Genomic DNA, 15,580 nt, shown 5'->3' on the forward strand with positions numbered 1-15,580 from the left:
CACACGGCCGCGGGCGGCGGAGGGAACCGACGCGGGCCCCGGCGTCCCGCCGGGGTCAGCGCCGCACGCACTCCGCGGCGAGGTCGTCCGCCAGCAGGGTGATGGTGGCGCGTCCCTCGACCTGCTCCAGCCAGTCGTGCGGCAGGCCGTGGTCGCCGTGCAGGGCGCCCAGGAGGTTGCCGCACAGGGAGCCGGTGGAGTCGCTGTCGCCGGAGTGGTTCACGGACAGCAGCAGCGCGTCGGCCACCCGGGGCTCGGCGAGGGCGCAGTAGACGGCGACGGCGAGCGCCTCCTCGGCGATCCAGCCGGCGCCGAGCGACTCGACCTTCTCCGCGCTCGGCGCGCCGTCGGCGGCGAGGTCCAGGGCGCGGTCGAGCAGGGCGGTGGTCTCCTCGTGGCCCGGGCGGCGGGCGAGCAGCCTGAGCGTGCGCAGCACCGCCCCCTCCAGGGAGTCGCCCGCGACGAGGTGGGTGACGAGGGCGGCGAGCGCGCCGGAGGCCCAGGAGGCGGTGGGATGCCCGTGGGTCATCAGCGAGCAGCGGGCGGCCATGTCGAACGCCGACTCCGGTGTGGTGCGGGTGAGTCCGAAGGGCGCGGAGCGCATCACCGAGCCGCAGCCCTTGGAGTCGGGGTTGACGGGTCCGGGCAGGTCCGGCCCGGTCGCCGGGTCGGGGCAGTACGTGTGATCGCGGAGCCCGGACAGGCAGGCGTTGCCCGGTGCCCGCCGGGCGTACAGCCAGCTCAGGGAGGCCAGTCCCTCCCCTGCCTCCGGCGCGGGCGCGGACCTGGTCTGGGTGTCCAGCCAGCGGCCGTAGGCGAGGCGCACCAGGCGGGGCCAGCCGCCGCCGATGCCCTTGAGGCGCTCCCGCGCGTGCGCCTGCTGGAGCCCCTCCACGGTGAACAGGGTCATCTGGGTGTCGTCGCTGACCCGTCCGACGACACCGGCGCCGTCGGCGACCGGTCCCGTCACCCCGCGCGGACCGTGGGCGGCGCGGATCGCGTCCAGGGCGTCGAACTCGACCGGGTAGCCGAGGGCGTCGCCGAGCGCGCCGCCCAGCAGGCAGCCGCGGACGCGGGCCCGGTAGCCGGCCTCGGCCTCCCAGGAGAGGTTCTTCGGGTCCTTCACGTGGCACTCCTCGACTACGGTCCTCGTATGAGCATTGTCCCGTCCGCCGCCGCCTCCTCCGCACGGGCCCCCGCCGGGGACGGGGTGGGACCGCTGCTGCGCGGCTGGCGGGTGCGGCGGCGGGTGAGCCAGCTGGAGCTCCTGCTGCGGGCGGGCTCCTCGGCGCGGCACATCAGCTTCGTCGAGACGGGCCGTGCGCGGCCCAGCCAGGAGATGGTGCTGCGGCTCGCCGAGCACCTCGACGTGCCGGTGCGCGAGCGCAACACGCTGCTCCTGGCCGCGGGTTACGCCCCGTTCTTCCCCCAGACCCCGCTCGGCGACCCCTCCATGGCCGCCCTGCGCGAGGGGATGGAGCGGCTGCTGCGCGGCTACGAGCCGTATCCGGCGCTCGTCGTCGACGCGGCGTACGACGTCCTGGCCGCGAACCGGGGCATCGCCCTGCTCCTGGACGGCGTCGCCGAGGAGCTCCTGGGACCGCCGCCGAACGCGATGCGGCTGACCCTGCATCCGGAGGGTCTCGCGCCGCGCATCCGCAACCTGCGGGCCTGGCGCGGGCATCTGCTGGCCCAGATGGACCGGCAGATCGCGCTGCACCGGTCGGACGCGCTGCGCGCGCTGCACGACGAGGTGGCCGCCTACCCGCCGCCCGGCACCGGCGGGACCGGGGAGAGGGCCCCGGAGGGGGGTGCGGGGCCGGACGACGAGGCGGGGCCAGCGGCAGGGGTGCCCGCCTTCGCGCTGCCCCTGCGGATCGAGCACGCGGGGCGGGTCCTGTCCTTCGTCTCCTCCATCGCCACGTTCAACACCCCGACGGACGTGACCGTCGCCGAACTCGCCATCGAGACGTTCCTGCCCGCGGACCCGGCGACGGCCGCGTACCTGCACGCGTCGACGCCCTGACGGCCCCGTGTCCGGGAGGGGCCGCCGACCGCGGGTCCGGCCCGTGAGGGCGGGCGGCGGGCATGGCACACTGCACGCATACTTCGGCGCGTGGGGAGGCGTGGCGTGAGTGAGCGGCGACCCGCGCCCACCGTGGGGCAGGTGGTGCTGGGGCGGCGTCTTCAGGAGTTGCGGGAGACAGCGGGCCTGAGGCGCGAGGAGGCCGCCCGGGTCCTGCGGGTGGCCCCGGCGACGGTACGCCGGATGGAGATGGCGGAGGTCGCTCTCAAGATCCCGTACGTCCAGGTGCTGCTGAGGACGTACGGGGTGGGGGACGAGGAGACCGCCGCGTTCGTCGCGCTCGCCGAGGAGGCGAACCTGCCCGGCTGGTGGCAGCGCTACCACGACGTGCTGCCGGACTGGTTCAGCATGCACGTCAGCCTGGAGGGGGCCGCCCGGCTGATCCGTTCCTACGAACCGCACTTCGTGCCCGGCCTGTTCCAGACGGAGGACTACGCGCGGGCCGTGCTGGAGGCCGGGACGGTCGGCGCGACCGGTCCCGAGGCCATCGAACGGCACGTGGCGCTGCGCATGAAGCGGCAGGCGCTGCTGACCGGCGAGAATCCGCCGCGTCTGTGGATCGTCATGGACGAGACGGCGCTGCGGCGGCCGGTGAGCAGCCGCGGCGAGGTGATGCGCGACCAGATGTCGCGGCTCCTGGAATGGGCCGAGCTCGACCATGTGACGCTCCAGGTCGCGGAGTTCGCGAGCGGCCCGCACCCGGGGACCTACACGTCGTTCACGCTGTTCCGGTTCGCCGAGCCGGAACTGCCGGACATCGTCTACAGCGAGTACGTGACCGGGGCGCTGTATCTCGACGCGCGGCAGGAGGTGGCGCTGCACCTGGAGGTGCTGGACCTCATGACGGCGCACGCCGCCTCCGCGCAGCGCACGAAGGAGATCCTGGAGGAGTACCGCCGCGGCCGCTGAGCCGCCGCCCACCGCCCCCGCCCCGCGGAGGCCCGGTCGCGCACGGAACGCGCCCGCCGACCGGTCCGCGGCGCGCGGCTCGGGACGGGAGGCGGACGCGCCGGTGCCGCGCCCCGTGCGTCACGGGGCGCGGCACCGGCGGCGGGACGTCAGGCGAGCTTCGCCGACAGGGTGATCGGCGTGCCGGTCAGGGCCTGGCTGACGGGGCAGTTCTTCTTGGCGTCCTCGGCGGCGGCGACGAAGCCGTCCTCGTCGAGGCCCGGGACGGTCCCCTCCACGGTGAGGTGGATGCCGGTGATGCCCTCGCCGGGCTGGAAGGTGACGTCGGCGTTGGTGACGAGCCGGGTGGGCGGGGTGCCGGCGCCGGCGAGGGCGTGCGACAGCGCCATGGAGAAGCAGCTGGAGTGGGCGGCGGCGATGAGTTCCTCGGGGCTGGTCTTGCCGTTGGCGTCCTGCGCCCGCGACGCCCACGTCACCGGCTGCTGGCCGATGCCGGAGGAGTCGAAGGTGACGACGCCGTTGCCCTCGAGCAGGTTGCCTTCCCACTCGGTGTGTGCGGTGCGCGTGGTGGCCACGGTGATTCCTTTCGTGTGGGGTCCCGTTGCCGGGGTCCGTGGCCCCATCCGATCACACCCGGCGGCGGTGCACCCCGCGAAGGGACCGCGACCTGCCGGGTGTTGTCCGGGAATTCCCCGGCGGGCGGCGCGGCGGGGGCGGCGGCGCCCCGCCGGCGCCGGCCCGGTCCCCCGCCGGTCCCGCACCGCGCGAGGGACCGGGCCGGGGCGGGCCCGGGTCGGAGGTCAGGCCGCCTGCTGTGCGTCCGGGCCCGTGTCCAGCGGCACTTGGGGGCCGTCGCACTCCCGGAGCCAGCGGCGCAGCACCAGGTGGACCTGTTCGGCACCGACGAGGTCGGTGTCCTCGCCGGCCGGTGCCGACAGGGCGACCGGGGAGAGCAGGAAGGGCCTGCCCTGGGCGCCGCCGAGGCCGCCGTGCGAGCCGATCTGCTCCTCGAAGGCGAGGACCTCGCCCTCGGCCGGGTCGTACCAGGAGTTGACCATGATGTCGGCGGTGTGCGGAAAGGAGTGGGTGCGCCGGACCGCGGCGGCGGCTCCCGGGCCGAAGTCGGCCAGCGGGCCGGGGTGTTCGTCGTCCAGCCGGTCGATCGGCGCCTCGGCGCCGTGCGCGCCGAGCACCAGGCCGCCGTGCTCCTCGCTGCGCACCAGGAGGAAGCCCACACCGGGGTGGTTGGCGAGGGTGGACAGCAGCGCGGGATGACGGCGGTCGATCTCCTCACGGGTCATCCGGTGCGGCACGTCCGGGAAGGAGACCAGACCGAGGTTGCCCGAGGCCAGGACGATCGGCTCGGCCTCGCGCCCGGACGGCCGCAGCCGCTCCGCCCGCTCGGCGCGCTCCGCGCGCTCCTCCTGCGGACGGCGCAGCGCGGCCCGCACCGCGGTCCGCGCCTCCGCACCGCTGTGCGTGCGCCGGGCCTTGCGGGGCACGGGCAGGCCGCAGCCGGCCCGGACGAGGTTCCCGAGCGTGAGGCCGTAGCGGGTCAGGAAGGTCTCCCCGGGGCTCTGGCCGTGGTCGGAGAGGACGACGATCCGGTACGGCCGGGGGGCGTGCTCGGCGACCTTCTCGATCAGCGCGAGCGACCGGTCGAGCCGCTCCAGGATCTTCTCGGCGTCCCGGCTGCGCGGCCCGGAGTGGTGGGCCACCTCGTCGTAGGCGACCAGGTCGGCGTAGACCGCGTTCCGGCCGGCGAGCATGTCGCCGATCACCGCGGCCACCACCACGTCGCGTTCCACGACGGTGGCGAACGCCCGCACCATCGGGTACAGCCCGCCGCGCTTGACCCGCGGTCTGTCCCGGCGCAGCCGGGCCGCGAGCGACTGGCCGAGCTCCCGGAACACCTCGGCGACGAACGACAGCGCGGTGCGGACGGCGTTGGCGGGGTCCGAGAAGTAGGCGAAGTAGCCCGCCCGCGACCGGTTGTCGCGACCGCGGCGCGCCGCGACGGACAGCACGAGGGCGAGTTCGTCGGCGCCGCCGCCGAAGAGGTTGCCGCGGCTCGCGCCGTCCACGGTGAGCAGTCCGCCGTCACCGGTGTGCTCGACGGCGCGGCGCTGGAGTTCGGCGGCGCTGTTGGGCCGGTTGCAGACCATCACCTCGCCGCTCTCCTTCTCGTACCAGCGGAACGCCGGGACGTCGTGGTTGCTGCCGTGCAGGATGCCCAGCTGGCTGGCGCCGGTCTGGCTGGACCAGTCGGTGCGCCAGGGGACGATCCGGTGCGTGGGGCGGGTGCCGCCGAGCCAGCGGGCCGCGGTCGGCATCAGCCCGCGGGCCATCGCCTCCCGCAGGACGTCGTAGCCGACGCCGTCGAGCTGGAGGAAGACCGCGGCGGGTGTCGAGGGGCCGGCCCGCCCGGCCGCGCGTCTGCGGCGCCGGTCGGCGAGCCGGTACAGCCGCCGCCGGTAGGCGTCGTCGTCGCGGACGGCGAGGGCGCCTCCGGTGGCCGAGGCGACGGCGGACATGACGGCCGCCACGACCACGGCGGTCTCGGGGGCCGCCTCGCCCCGTCCGGAGGGATTGATCCACAGCGCGATCAGCAGCAGCGAGCCGTTCAGGAAGAACACGAGCACGGCCAGCACGAGGGCGGGGACCAGCAGCAACGCCCGCACCAGCAGGGGCCACACCAGGGAGGACAGCAGGCCGAAGACGCCGGCGCCGGCCGCGGCGGTGACCGCGATCCGGGTCGCGCTGTCCCCGCTGTCCGACTGCAACCGGAAGTCGGGCAGCGCACCCGCGAGGACGAGCATGGTCACGGTGGACACGGCCCATACGGCGACGCTGCGCCCCACCCCGCTGGCGAGGCGCCGCCACCGTCCTGCGTCCACGTCCTGTCCACCTCACGTCCGGGCCCGCCCGGTCCGCGCGGCCTGTTCCCCACCCTGTCACAACGCTCCGGCGGCACCGGACGTCCCCCGGAGTCCGGGGGACGTCCGCCCGGGTCCGGGGAGGCGACCCGGCCCGGTCGCCGCCGTCGGCCGGGCCGGGAACGGCGCGGGGTGCGGACCGGCGGGCGGGCCGGAGGGAGAACCGTCCGGGGCACACGTTGCGGCGGCCGCACGGCTCCCGCGGAGTCTCCGCCCGCCTCCCCACCCTTTCGCCCGCCCCCGCCGTGCCTGCCCGTAGGCTCGGAGGCAGTCGACCGAAGGAGGAATCGCGGTGCCGGTGGAGATCACCTGGTGGGGGCATGCCACGTGCACGCTGGAGGACTCCGGCACCCGTGTGCTCACCGACCCGCTCTTCACGCGCCGGCTCGCGCACCTGCGCCGCCGCCGGGGCGCGCCGCCCCCGGCCGAGGCCGCGGTCGCCGACGTCGCCCTCGTCTCCCATCTGCACGCCGACCATCTGCACCTGCCCTCGCTCGCCCGCCTCGCCCCGGGCACCCGCCTGCTCGTCCCGCGGGGCGCTCCCCGCGCGGTGCCCGGTCTGCGGCGGCTGGACCACCTGAGGCTGACGGAGGTCGCGCCGGGTGACCGCACCCCGGTCGGAGACCTCCTCGTACGGACCGTGCCGGCGCGGCACGACGGACGGCGGCTGCCGGTGGGGCCGCATCGCTCCCCCGCCGTGGGGTATGTGATCGAGGGCCGCGCGCGGACGTACTTCGCCGGCGACACCGGGCTGTTCCCGGAGATGGCACGGGAGGTGGGGGAGGTCGACGTGGCGCTGCTGCCGGTGGGCGGCTGGGGGCCCTACCTCGGCGCGGGGCACCTGGACGCGGGGCGGGCCGCCGAGGCCCTGGCCCACCTGCGTCCGCGCAGTGCCGTTCCGGTGCACTACGGCACGTTCTGGCCGATCGGCCTGGACGCCGTGCGCCCGCACGAGTTCCACGCGCCCGGCGAGGAGTTCGTGCGGCTGGCCGCCGCGCGGGCGCCCGAGGTGTCGGTGCACCGCCTGGACCACGGCGAGCGGGTGCGGCCGGAGGTCGCGCGGTGAGTCCCTGGGCCGCCGCGGCGGCCGCCGCCCCCTTGTCCGCCGGGGGCCTCTCCCCGGCGCTGCTGGTGGCCGCCGCGACCACCGGGTCGCCGGAGTCGGCGCAGCAGGCGATCGGGTACCCGACGCTGTTCCTGCTCGTCCTGATCGGCGCTCTGGTGCCGGTGGTGCCGACGGGGGCGCTGGTGAGCACGGCCGCGGTGGTGGCGTTCCACCAGACGGCGCCGTTCGCGCTGCTGGCGGTGTTCCTGGTGTCGTCGGTCGCCGCGTTCCTCGGGGACATCGCGCTCTACTGGCTCGGGCGGCGCGGCATGGGCTCGAAGAACGGGTCGCGCTGGCTGGCGGCGATCCGGCAGCGGGCTCCGGAGGACCGGCTGGCGCAGGCTCAGGAGAAGCTGGGCGACCACGGCATAGCGGTGCTGGTGCTGTCCCGCCTGGTGCCGGCCGGCCGTATCCCGGTGATGCTGGCCTGCCTGCTGGCCGAGATGCCGCTGCGGACCTTCGCCCGGGGCGACCTGCCCGCCTGCCTCGCCTGGGCGGCCACGTATCAGGTGATCGGCATTCTCGGCGGCTCGCTCTTCCCGGAGCCGTGGGAGGGTGTGGTGGCGGCGGTGGCGCTGACCCTGGCGATCAGCGCGGCGCCGGGCCTGTGGCGCAGAATCCGCCGGACGGCCACCCCGTAGAGCGGCCGGCGCACGGCCCGTTCGCACCCGTGCCGCCCGGGCCGGCGGCACGGCGTCGGCGCCCGGACCGGCACCGCAGGCCCGGCCACGTCGGCTGCGTCGGCCGCCGGGGGCGACGGGGAGCCGGCCGCGGCCGGCCGCGGAGGCGGCTGCGTCACGGAGGGCCGGCCGCGCACGGGCCCGTTCGTCAGTCCAGGACCCGCGACCCTCCCACCGGGAGGTCCCACAGGTCGCCGCGCGCGAGGCCCGCGCGCTCCCACGCGGCCCGCACCCGGCGCAGCGGCTCCAGCACCGGCTCGGCGGAGAGCACGAACGTGCCCCAGTGCATCGGCGCCATCCGCCGGGCCCGCAGGTCGACCGCGGCCCGCACGGCCTCCTCCGGGTCGCAGTGGACGTCGCGGAGCCACCAGCGCGGTTCGTAGGCCCCGATGGGCAGCAGGGCGAGGTCGATGCCCGGGTGGCGCTGCCCGATGCGGGCGAACCAGGGGCCGTAGCCGGTGTCCCCCGCGAAGTACACCCGCCGCCCCTCGGGCGAGGTCAGCACCCAGCCGCCCCACAGGGTGCGGCAGGTGTCGGTGAGGCTGCGCTTGGACCAGTGGTGGGCGGGGACGAAGTCGAAGCGGACGCCGTCCAGTTCCGCCGCCTCCCACCAGTCCAGCTCGGTGACCCGGGTGAACCGGCGGCGCCGGAACCAGCGTCCGAGCCCGGCCGGCACGAACACCGGTGTGTCGCGCGGGAGCCGGCGCAGCGTCGGGGCGTCCAGGTGGTCGTAGTGGTTGTGGCTGATGACCACCGCGTCGACGCGGGGCAGCGCGCTCCAGGCGACCCCGACCGGCGTGATCCGGGCCGGGGTGCCGAGGATTCTGCGGGACCACACCGGGTCGGTGAGGACGGTGAGGCCGCCGATCCGGACGACCCAGCTCGCGTGCCCCGCCCAGGTCACCGCGACCGTGCGGCTGTCCGTGCGGGGCAGCGGGCCCGGCTCGAACGGCAGCAGCGGGATGTCGGCGAGCCCCTCGGCTCCGGGCCGCAGCGCGCCCTCGCGGGCGAACCGGGCGAAACCGCGCAGCCCCGGCAGCGGCGCGGTCAGCCGGTCCGCGAACGAGCGCGGCCAGCGGCGGCGTTCACCCGGGGGGCGGGTCCTGGCGGGCGGCGGGGGGACGACGCCGGGCTGCTCGCGCGGGGCGTCCACCGGGGCGGAGGCGGGCACCGGGGGCGGCGCCGGACGACCCGTGCCGTGTTCCGTCGTGCGCGTGGTCGACTCGGACTGCTGCGTCATCGGGAGGCTCCCATCACCGAGCGTCGTCGCGGAGATCGTCGAAGGCCGACCCCAACCGGGTCAACGCGCCTCGCACATGCGGCAGTTCCAGGGGCGAGGCGGACCGCAGCGACCGGGTCCGCTCGTCGTCCGTGGCGCCGAGCAGCGGGCCGGTGTCCAGCCGGACCCGCAGGGCGCCGAGGTCGTCACCGAAGCGGTGCCCTCCCGGTGCGGGCATGCCCAGGCGGGCGGAGAGGAAGTCCTCCAGGTCCTGCGCGTCCCCCACGCCGAGCGCGGCGAGCGCGGGGCGCAGCGGGCCGAGGTCGGCGTAGAGATGACGGCCCGTCTGCGGTGGGCGGGCGATCGCCCCCGCGGCGGTCACGAGCCCGTGGACGGCGTGCGCCACGCGCGCGTGCAGGCGGACGGCGTCGGCGAGCCGCGCGGTGACCGCGGCGGGCTCGTCGAGCGCGAACGCGGCGGCGGCCGCGACGGGTTCGGCGACGTGGGCGCCGATCGCGGTGAGCACGTCGTGGACGCGGGAGCACAGCGCGGCGCCCGCCGGGGCGGAGGGGAACCGGGCCACGGCGGCGGGCCAGCCCTGGGGAAGGAACGCGCCGGCGAGGTCCGTGACCACGGTGACGTCGTCGGGACGCATCTCGGCGGGGCTGAGGAACACCGTGTCGTGCGGTCGGTGCACGGTGTCGCGCCAGGTCTCGTCGCTGACGACGTGCAGGCCCTCGCCCGCGGCGGCCTCGACCGCCTCGTGGACCAGTTCGGGGGGTGCGACGGTGGCGGTGGGGTCGTCGGCCACGGACAGCACGAGCAGCCGGGGGTCCCCGCCTTCGGCCCGTACCCTGCGCACGGTCTCCAGCAGGGCGTACGGATCGGGTACTCCGCCGCATTCGGCGGGCGTGGCCACCCGGAACACGGACCGGCCCAGCAGGCGCGCCTGGGGGCCCCACCAGGCGGCGCACGGCCGGGGCGCCAGGACGTCGCCGCCGAGCGCGCCGGTCAGGGCGAGCAGCAGGGCGGGGGCTCCCGGGGCGAGGGCCACGCGGTCGGCGGCGGCGGGCAGGCCGCGGCGGGTCCAGTAGCCGCGGGCCGCGTCGAGGAGAGCCGGCCCGCCGGCGAGGTGGTCGGTGCCGGCGCGGCCGGCGGCGGCGGCGAGTTCGGCGCGGAGTTCGGGCAGGACGGGCAGTCCCTGCTCGGGCAGCGGCGGACCGTAGCGGACCGGTCCGCGGTCCTCCGGATCCCTCCGCAGCATGTGTGCCTCCGCGCCGTGGTCGATGCCCTGTCGGCTCCGCGCCGTCGCGGAGCCCTGCCGTCTCTGCCGCTTCCGGGCCCTCGCCCTCCCGCCGCCCGCCCGTCCCTCCTTCCCGATCCGGGGCCCCGGTGCGGCCCGCCGCGCGGGCCGGGCCGGCTGGTCCGGCGGCGGAGGGCCGGCCGTACCCGTCGAAGGGGCCCGGCACGAGCGTTCCCCGGGACCACACCGTTCACCGCGGGACCCACGAGCCCCGCCGAAGAACCTCGGCCGGGCCGCCGGTGCCGAGACCGGACGGGTTCACCGGCTCGCGGCGGTGTGCAAGGCACCTCGCCGCGTTGTCGCGGCACCCGAGTCCATCCCGTACGCGGGCGACGGTTCGCCGTGCGATGCACCGCACCGGCCCGCGAGCCTTCCGGTGCACCCTTCCGGTCACGGCCCTAGGTGCGGCGGTGGCGCAGCCGGTGGACCGCGGCGCAGGCCGCACCGGCGACCAGCAGGCCGCCCGCGACGAGCGCGGGCACCGAGTCGGTGAAGGCACCCCCGCGGCCGGCCTGCACCCCCTGTTGGACGGACGGCGGACGCGTGCCGGTACCCGGATCGTGCGACGGCGCGCCCCGGGCCACGGAGTAGGAGGCGGTCCACCGCTTGCCCTGACCGCCCGGGGGTGCCGGGCAGACACCGTCGACGCCCCACTCGCCACGCGCACCGTCCGCCTCGGGAGCCACCGGGGCGGCGGGCGGCAGGTCGGGGACCGCGGAGCCGGGGGCGGTGCTGTCGCGGAGCGTGTCGTCCGGCAGCGTGTCGGGGGCCGGCGGTTCCGGAACGCTGTCGGGGCCGACGGCGTCCGGGCCCGCGTCGTCGGGGGGCACTCCGTCGGGCCCGGCGGGGTTGGAGTAGCCGGACCCCGGCGCCTCGGGGTCGGTGGCGACGGGCGGCGGGGCCATCGCGTCGGGCGCGACGGTGTCGGATCCGCCGCTGCCGGGCACCTCGGGCGGCAGGTCCCCGTTCTCGGCGTCGGACGCGGCGCTCACGCGGGACGTCGTCCGGTCCACGCCGGCGGTCCGCGCGGGGCCGAGGACGGCCACCCGTGTCCCGTCGCGGAAGGCGGTCTCCTCCGGGCTGCCGACCGGGCCCGCCGCGGGAGGAGCGGAAACTCCGCCGCCCAGGGGACCCTTCGCGCCCTCGGGGCCGCCGGACGCGACGTGGGCCGTACCGCGGTAGGCGGCGGCACCCGCGGCGCCCGGCCCCGCGCCCTCGACGCGGTGCAGCTGCACCGCGCCCTCCGTGAAGCCCTCGGAACGGGCGTCGATGGCCTCGGGAGGGGTCCCGGCGATCCCGTCGCAGGTGACCGAGATGGTGACGGTGCCCCCGGGTTCGACGGATCCCGGACTGACCTGCGCGGCCGGATCCGCCGACGCGGCCGACGCGGCGCCGGCGAGGGTGGCGCCGGCGAGGGCGGTGGCGTACAGGACACGGGCGGTACGGCGCATGAGCGGGGCTCCTTCGGCGGGCTGCGGTCCGAGAGCCACGGCCGTCGTGTCCCTCGGGCCCATCAGAGCCCGCCCCGGCGCGGAGCGCGATCGGCCGGACACCATTCGCGGGACACGGGCGACCGAGCGGGTGAACCCGCGGCTCACCGCGCCGCCGCCACGGCCGGGGCCCGCCGGACGCCCGCGCCTCGCGCGAGCGTCTGCCGGTCCCGCCGCCGTGCCCGGTGCGGGCACCCGCGCCGCGCTCGTCCCGTCGGGTGCGGCGCGGCGGCCGGCTACGCGGCGTCGCGCATGACCTGGTTGCGCACCCGGGAGCAGCAGCGGCTGATGAGCCGGGAGACGTGCATCTGCGAGATGCCCAGCTCGTCGGCGATGCGGCTCTGCGTCATGTCGTCGAAGAAGCGCATGTAGAGGATGGTGCGCTCCCGCTCGGGCAGCGCCCGGAGCCGGGACTTCACCGCCTCGCGGTCGATGACGGTGTCGAGCGCCGGATCGGCGGAGCCCAGGGCGTCGCCGAGGGAGTATCCGTCGTCGCCGCCGGGCAGTTCGGCGTCCAGCGAGAGGGCCGTGAAGCTCTCCAGCGCCTCCAGCCCGGTCCGTACGTCCTCCTCGCTCAGCCGGGCGCGTTCGGCGATCTCGGCGATCGTGGGGCGGCGGCCCGAGACGGTCTGTGACAGCTCCTGCGCGGCGAAGCGGACGCGGTTGCGCAGGTCCTGGACCCGGCGCGGCACGTGCAGGGTCCACAGGTGGTCGCGGAAGTGGCGCTTGATCTCACCGGTGATGGTCGGCACCGCGTAGCTCTCGAAGGCGTTGCCCAGTTCCGGGTCGTAGCGGTCGACGGCCTTGACGAGGCCCAGTGCCGCCACCTGCCGCAGGTCGTCGAAGTTCTCGCCCCGGTTGCGGAAGCGGCCCGCGAGACGCTCGGCCATCGGCAGCCAGGACTCGACGATCTCCTCGCGGAGGGCGTCGCGCCGCGGGCCCGGGGGGAGCGCGGCGAGCCTGCGGAACGCCTCCGAGGTGTCGGGGGCGTCGTCGTGCGGATGACGGTGCGTCGCGCTCGCTCGGGTTTGCATGATGCGTCGCAACTCCCTTGATGGTGCCTGCATAGGACAGTCATCGTGGGAGCACACCCGTGGCCCGGACGGATGCACCCGTGGCGCGCGGAGCCGCTCCCACGGACGTGCCTCCTGTCCGAAGCACTTGATCTCCGCCTGCCCCGGGCCCTGCGGGGCAAACCCCCGGCGTCGGCCCCCGATCATCCGGGCGGCCCGTCCGCGGTCGCGGACCGTTCGCGCGTGCCGGGTGCGCGGCGCGCGCGACCCGCCGCCAACGGCCTGAGCGGACCTCGTACAGCGCTGCGCGGGCCGGTCGAACGTTCCCCGCGGGACGTGGAGATGCGGTCCGGCCGGCCGGACCTCCCGGGCCGGGCACCCGATCCGGGCCGCGGGCGCACGCCGCGGAGCAGGCCCCCGGCGACGGACCGGCGACGTACCGGCGCGCTCGCGGGAGGCGGATGGCCGCCAGGGCACGGCGGCGCAGTCGCCGGAGCGGTGTCCGGACCTCGCGCGGTTCCCGGGCCGCACGTCCCTGCCCGGGCGGGGAGCCGGCGTCGTGCGCGAGAGGAACGCGCCCGCCCTGCCGGGCTCGCACGCGCACGGCCGGTCGGCGATCACCCGGCCGGCGCGCAAGAGCCGGCGCGGGCGGTGGTCGGCACCGGCCGGCGGGGCGGACCCGCCGCGGAACCCCGGGGCCGAGGAGCCCCGGGCTCCCCCGGCACGCGCCGGGAGAGAGTGGTCAGGCCGGTGGTACGGCCGCGGGGCCCCGTTCGCGGGCGCCCTCACGGGTGCGGCCCGCCGAGACGGGGCGGCGCGGATGGCGGCGCAGGTACTCGCCCTCCAGCTGGGCCATGCGCTCGTTGTGGGTGCGCAGCGCGTCGTTGGAACCGTGCAGCAGCGTGTCGTGGCGGGTGCGGTGGATGGCCTCCAGCTCTTTCATCAGCTGCTGGTCGTCCAGCCGGCCCGGGTCGACTCCGGTCATGGTGCTACCCCGCTCGTCGTGGCCGTCGGCGGCGTCGGGGCGCCCACCCGGCGGGCGTCGCCCGGAGGCGGCCGGGAGGGAGCCGTGGATGGGTGACCTCCACCCTCCACTCTACGAACATCGGGTGCGCCGGGCCTCCCCGGAGCGGGGCCCGCCCGGGTGCGGGCCGGGCCCTGCCGGACGCGGCGGTGCGCTCAGCGCTCCCGCTCCACGCGCCGCTCGTCCCACACCGGCTCCCGGGTCTCGCGGACCCGCCCGTCGGAGCCGAAGACCAGGTAGCGGTCGAAGGACCGGGCGAACCAGCGGTCGTGGGTGACGGACAGGACCGTCCCCTCGTACGCCTCCAGGCCCTCCTGGAGGGCCTCGGCCGACTCCAGGTCGAGGTTGTCGGTCGGCTCGTCGAGGAGCAGGGCCGTCGAGCCCTCCAGCTCCAGGAGCAGGATCTGGAACCGCGCCTGCTGGCCGCCCGACAGCCGCTCGAAACGCTGCTCGGCCTGGGCGGTCAGCTCGTAGCGGCGCAGCCGGGACATGGCGGCGCCGCGGTCCTGGGAGTGCTCGGACCACAGGATGTCGAGCAGGGTGCGGCCCTCCAGCTCGGGGTGGGCGTGCGTCTGCGCGAAGTGGCCCGCCACCACGCGCGCGCCCAGCTTCCACTCGCCGGTGTGGGCGACGTCGCCGCCCGCGAGGAGCCGCAGGAAGTGCGACTTCCCCGAGCCGTTGGAGCCGAGGACGGCGACCCGCTCACCGTAGAAGACCTCCAGGTCGAACGGCTTCATCAGGCCGGTGAGTTCGAGTCCCTTGCAGGTCACGGCGCGCACGCCGGTGCGTCCGCCGTGCAGGCGCATCGTGATGTCCTGCTCGCGGGGCGGCTCGGGCGGCGGTCCGGCCTCCTCGAACTTGCGCAGCCGGGTCTGCGCCGCGGCGTAGCGGGAGGCCATCTCGTGGCTGACGGCGGCGGCCTGCCGCAGGTTCAGCACGAGCTTCTTGAGCTGGGCGTGCTTCTCGTCCCAGCGCCTGCGCAGTTCCTCGAACCGCGCGAACCGCTCCCGGCGTGCCTCGTGGTACGTCGCGAAGCCGCCGCCGTGCACCCAGGCGTCCGCGCCGGCCGGACCGGGCTCGACACTGATGATCTTCTGGGCGGAGCGGGCGAGGAGTTCGCGGTCGTGGGAGACGAACAGGACGGTCTTGCGGGTCTCCGCGAGCCGTTCCTCCAGCCAGCGCTTGCCGGGTACGTCCAGGTAGTTGTCCGGTTCGTCGAGCAGCAGGACCTCGTCGGTGCCGCGCAGCAGCGCCTCCAGGACCAGGCGCTTCTGCTCACCGCCGGACAGGGTGCGCACCTGGCGCCACTGGGCCTTGTCGTAGGGCACGCCGAGCGCGGCGGTGGTGCACATGTCCCAGAGGGTCTCGGCCTCGTAGCCGCGCGCCTCGGCCCAGTCGGAGAGGGCCTGCGCGTACCGCAGCTGCGACGCCTCGTCGTCGACGGTCATGAGGGCGTGCTCGGCGTCGTCGACGGCGCGGGCCGCGGCCCGGATGCGGGGCGCCGCCACCGACACGAGCAGGTCCCGGACGGTGCTCTCGTCGCGGACGGAGCCGACGAACTGGCGCATCACGCCGAGCCCGCCGCTCACCGTGACGGTGCCGCCGTGCGGTTCGAGCTCCCGGGAGAGCAGCCGGAGCAGGGTCGTCTTGCCCGCGCCGTTCGGGCCCACGAGGGCCACGACGGCCCCCTCCCCCACCCGGAACGACACGTCGCCGAGCAGCGCCCTGCCATCGGGGAGGTCGTACTCGACGTGCGCGGCTTCCAGGTGTCCCATGGGCAGGCATTCTCCGGGCAGCGGGGGCCGCAGGGCAAAC

General features: G+C 76.4%; 13 protein-coding genes. 4 read left to right on the plus strand and 9 right to left on the minus strand.

The window, feature by feature from the left end; genetic code table 11:
- Window positions 1-55: 55 nt before the first annotated feature.
- Window positions 56-1,126, minus strand: coding sequence for an ADP-ribosylglycohydrolase family protein (locus tag ACGFS9_RS27070; RefSeq protein WP_393256813.1), 1,071 nt, complete (start codon window positions 1,124-1,126; stop codon window positions 56-58).
- Window positions 1,127-1,153: 27 nt separating this feature from the next.
- Here ACGFS9_RS27070 and ACGFS9_RS27075 point away from each other — a divergent pair, with 27 nt between their 5' ends.
- Together ACGFS9_RS27075 and ACGFS9_RS27080 are read left to right on the plus strand one after the other, a co-directional pair.
- The gene (locus ACGFS9_RS27075; RefSeq protein ID WP_393256814.1) at window positions 1,154-2,026 is read left to right on the plus strand and encodes a helix-turn-helix domain-containing protein; all 873 of its coding nucleotides are present in this window, start codon (window positions 1,154-1,156) and stop codon (window positions 2,024-2,026) included.
- Between the two features lie 105 nt (window positions 2,027-2,131).
- Window positions 2,132-2,995, plus strand: coding sequence for a helix-turn-helix domain-containing protein (locus tag ACGFS9_RS27080; protein WP_393256815.1), 864 nt, complete (start codon window positions 2,132-2,134; stop codon window positions 2,993-2,995).
- Window positions 2,996-3,144: 149 nt separating this feature from the next.
- Here ACGFS9_RS27080 and ACGFS9_RS27085 read toward each other — a convergent pair whose 3' ends face one another.
- The gene (locus ACGFS9_RS27085; RefSeq protein ID WP_393256816.1) at window positions 3,145-3,570 is read right to left on the minus strand and encodes an OsmC family protein; all 426 of its coding nucleotides are present in this window, start codon (window positions 3,568-3,570) and stop codon (window positions 3,145-3,147) included.
- Window positions 3,571-3,795: 225 nt separating this feature from the next.
- Complete coding sequence (locus ACGFS9_RS27090; RefSeq protein WP_393256817.1) at window positions 3,796-5,892, minus strand: alkaline phosphatase family protein; 2,097 nt, start codon at window positions 5,890-5,892, stop codon at window positions 3,796-3,798.
- A gap of 331 nt (window positions 5,893-6,223) precedes the next feature.
- Here ACGFS9_RS27090 and ACGFS9_RS27095 point away from each other — a divergent pair, with 331 nt between their 5' ends.
- A complete protein-coding gene (locus ACGFS9_RS27095) occupies window positions 6,224-6,997 on the plus strand; it encodes an MBL fold metallo-hydrolase (RefSeq protein WP_393256818.1) in 774 nt (257 codons plus the stop codon).
- 62 nt (window positions 6,998-7,059) lie between these two features.
- Window positions 7,060-7,677 carry a DedA family protein gene (locus ACGFS9_RS27100; RefSeq protein WP_393256847.1) on the plus strand — a complete coding sequence of 206 codons (618 nt, stop codon included), beginning with the start codon at window positions 7,060-7,062 and terminating at the stop codon, window positions 7,675-7,677.
- A gap of 187 nt (window positions 7,678-7,864) precedes the next feature.
- Here the strand turns inward: ACGFS9_RS27100 and ACGFS9_RS27105 are convergent, their stop codons facing one another.
- The 6 genes from ACGFS9_RS27105 to ACGFS9_RS27130 all read right to left on the minus strand — a co-directional run bounded on the left by ACGFS9_RS27105 (window position 7,865) and on the right by ACGFS9_RS27130 (window position 15,540).
- Window positions 7,865-8,956 carry an MBL fold metallo-hydrolase gene (locus ACGFS9_RS27105; protein WP_393256819.1) on the minus strand — a complete coding sequence of 364 codons (1,092 nt, stop codon included), beginning with the start codon at window positions 8,954-8,956 and terminating at the stop codon, window positions 7,865-7,867.
- A 13-nt stretch (window positions 8,957-8,969) separates the two neighbouring features.
- Complete coding sequence (locus ACGFS9_RS27110; protein ID WP_393256820.1) at window positions 8,970-10,199, minus strand: aminotransferase class I/II-fold pyridoxal phosphate-dependent enzyme; 1,230 nt, start codon at window positions 10,197-10,199, stop codon at window positions 8,970-8,972.
- A 437-nt stretch (window positions 10,200-10,636) separates the two neighbouring features.
- On the minus strand, window positions 10,637-11,689 hold the full coding sequence (locus tag ACGFS9_RS27115; RefSeq protein ID WP_393256821.1) for a hypothetical protein: 1,053 nt from the start codon (window positions 11,687-11,689) through the stop codon (window positions 10,637-10,639).
- 275 nt (window positions 11,690-11,964) lie between these two features.
- Window positions 11,965-12,762 (minus strand): RNA polymerase sigma factor SigF, encoded by a 798-nt coding sequence (locus ACGFS9_RS27120; protein ID WP_393256822.1) that lies wholly within the window; start codon window positions 12,760-12,762, stop codon window positions 11,965-11,967.
- Between the two features lie 721 nt (window positions 12,763-13,483).
- Window positions 13,484-13,726 (minus strand): DUF6158 family protein, encoded by a 243-nt coding sequence (locus tag ACGFS9_RS27125; protein ID WP_393256823.1) that lies wholly within the window; start codon window positions 13,724-13,726, stop codon window positions 13,484-13,486.
- 194 nt (window positions 13,727-13,920) lie between these two features.
- Window positions 13,921-15,540, minus strand: coding sequence for an ATP-binding cassette domain-containing protein (locus tag ACGFS9_RS27130; protein ID WP_393256824.1), 1,620 nt, complete (start codon window positions 15,538-15,540; stop codon window positions 13,921-13,923).
- Window positions 15,541-15,580 lie beyond the last annotated feature (40 nt).

The sequence above is a fragment of the Streptomyces sp. NPDC048566 genome (genome assembly GCF_043199735.1).
In the GTDB taxonomy this organism is placed as follows: Bacteria; Actinomycetota; Actinomycetes; order Streptomycetales; family Streptomycetaceae; genus Streptomyces.

What these genes read in the sequence shown, in the direction of transcription:
- ACGFS9_RS27075 (WP_393256814.1), top strand. Translation starts at nt 1,154, where the DNA reads ATGAGCATTGTCCCGTCCGCCGCCGCCTCCTCCGCACGGGCCCCCGCC.
- ACGFS9_RS27105 (WP_393256819.1), bottom strand. Translation starts at nt 8,956, where the DNA reads ATGACGCAGCAGTCCGAGTCGACCACGCGCACGACGGAACACGGCACG.
- ACGFS9_RS27110 (WP_393256820.1), bottom strand. Translation starts at nt 10,199, where the DNA reads ATGCTGCGGAGGGATCCGGAGGACCGCGGACCGGTCCGCTACGGTCCG.
- ACGFS9_RS27115 (WP_393256821.1), bottom strand. Translation starts at nt 11,689, where the DNA reads ATGCGCCGTACCGCCCGTGTCCTGTACGCCACCGCCCTCGCCGGCGCC.
- ACGFS9_RS27120 (WP_393256822.1), bottom strand. Translation starts at nt 12,762, where the DNA reads ATGCAAACCCGAGCGAGCGCGACGCACCGTCATCCGCACGACGACGCC.
- ACGFS9_RS27125 (WP_393256823.1), bottom strand. Translation starts at nt 13,726, where the DNA reads ATGACCGGAGTCGACCCGGGCCGGCTGGACGACCAGCAGCTGATGAAA.
- ACGFS9_RS27130 (WP_393256824.1), bottom strand. Translation starts at nt 15,540, where the DNA reads ATGGGACACCTGGAAGCCGCGCACGTCGAGTACGACCTCCCCGATGGC.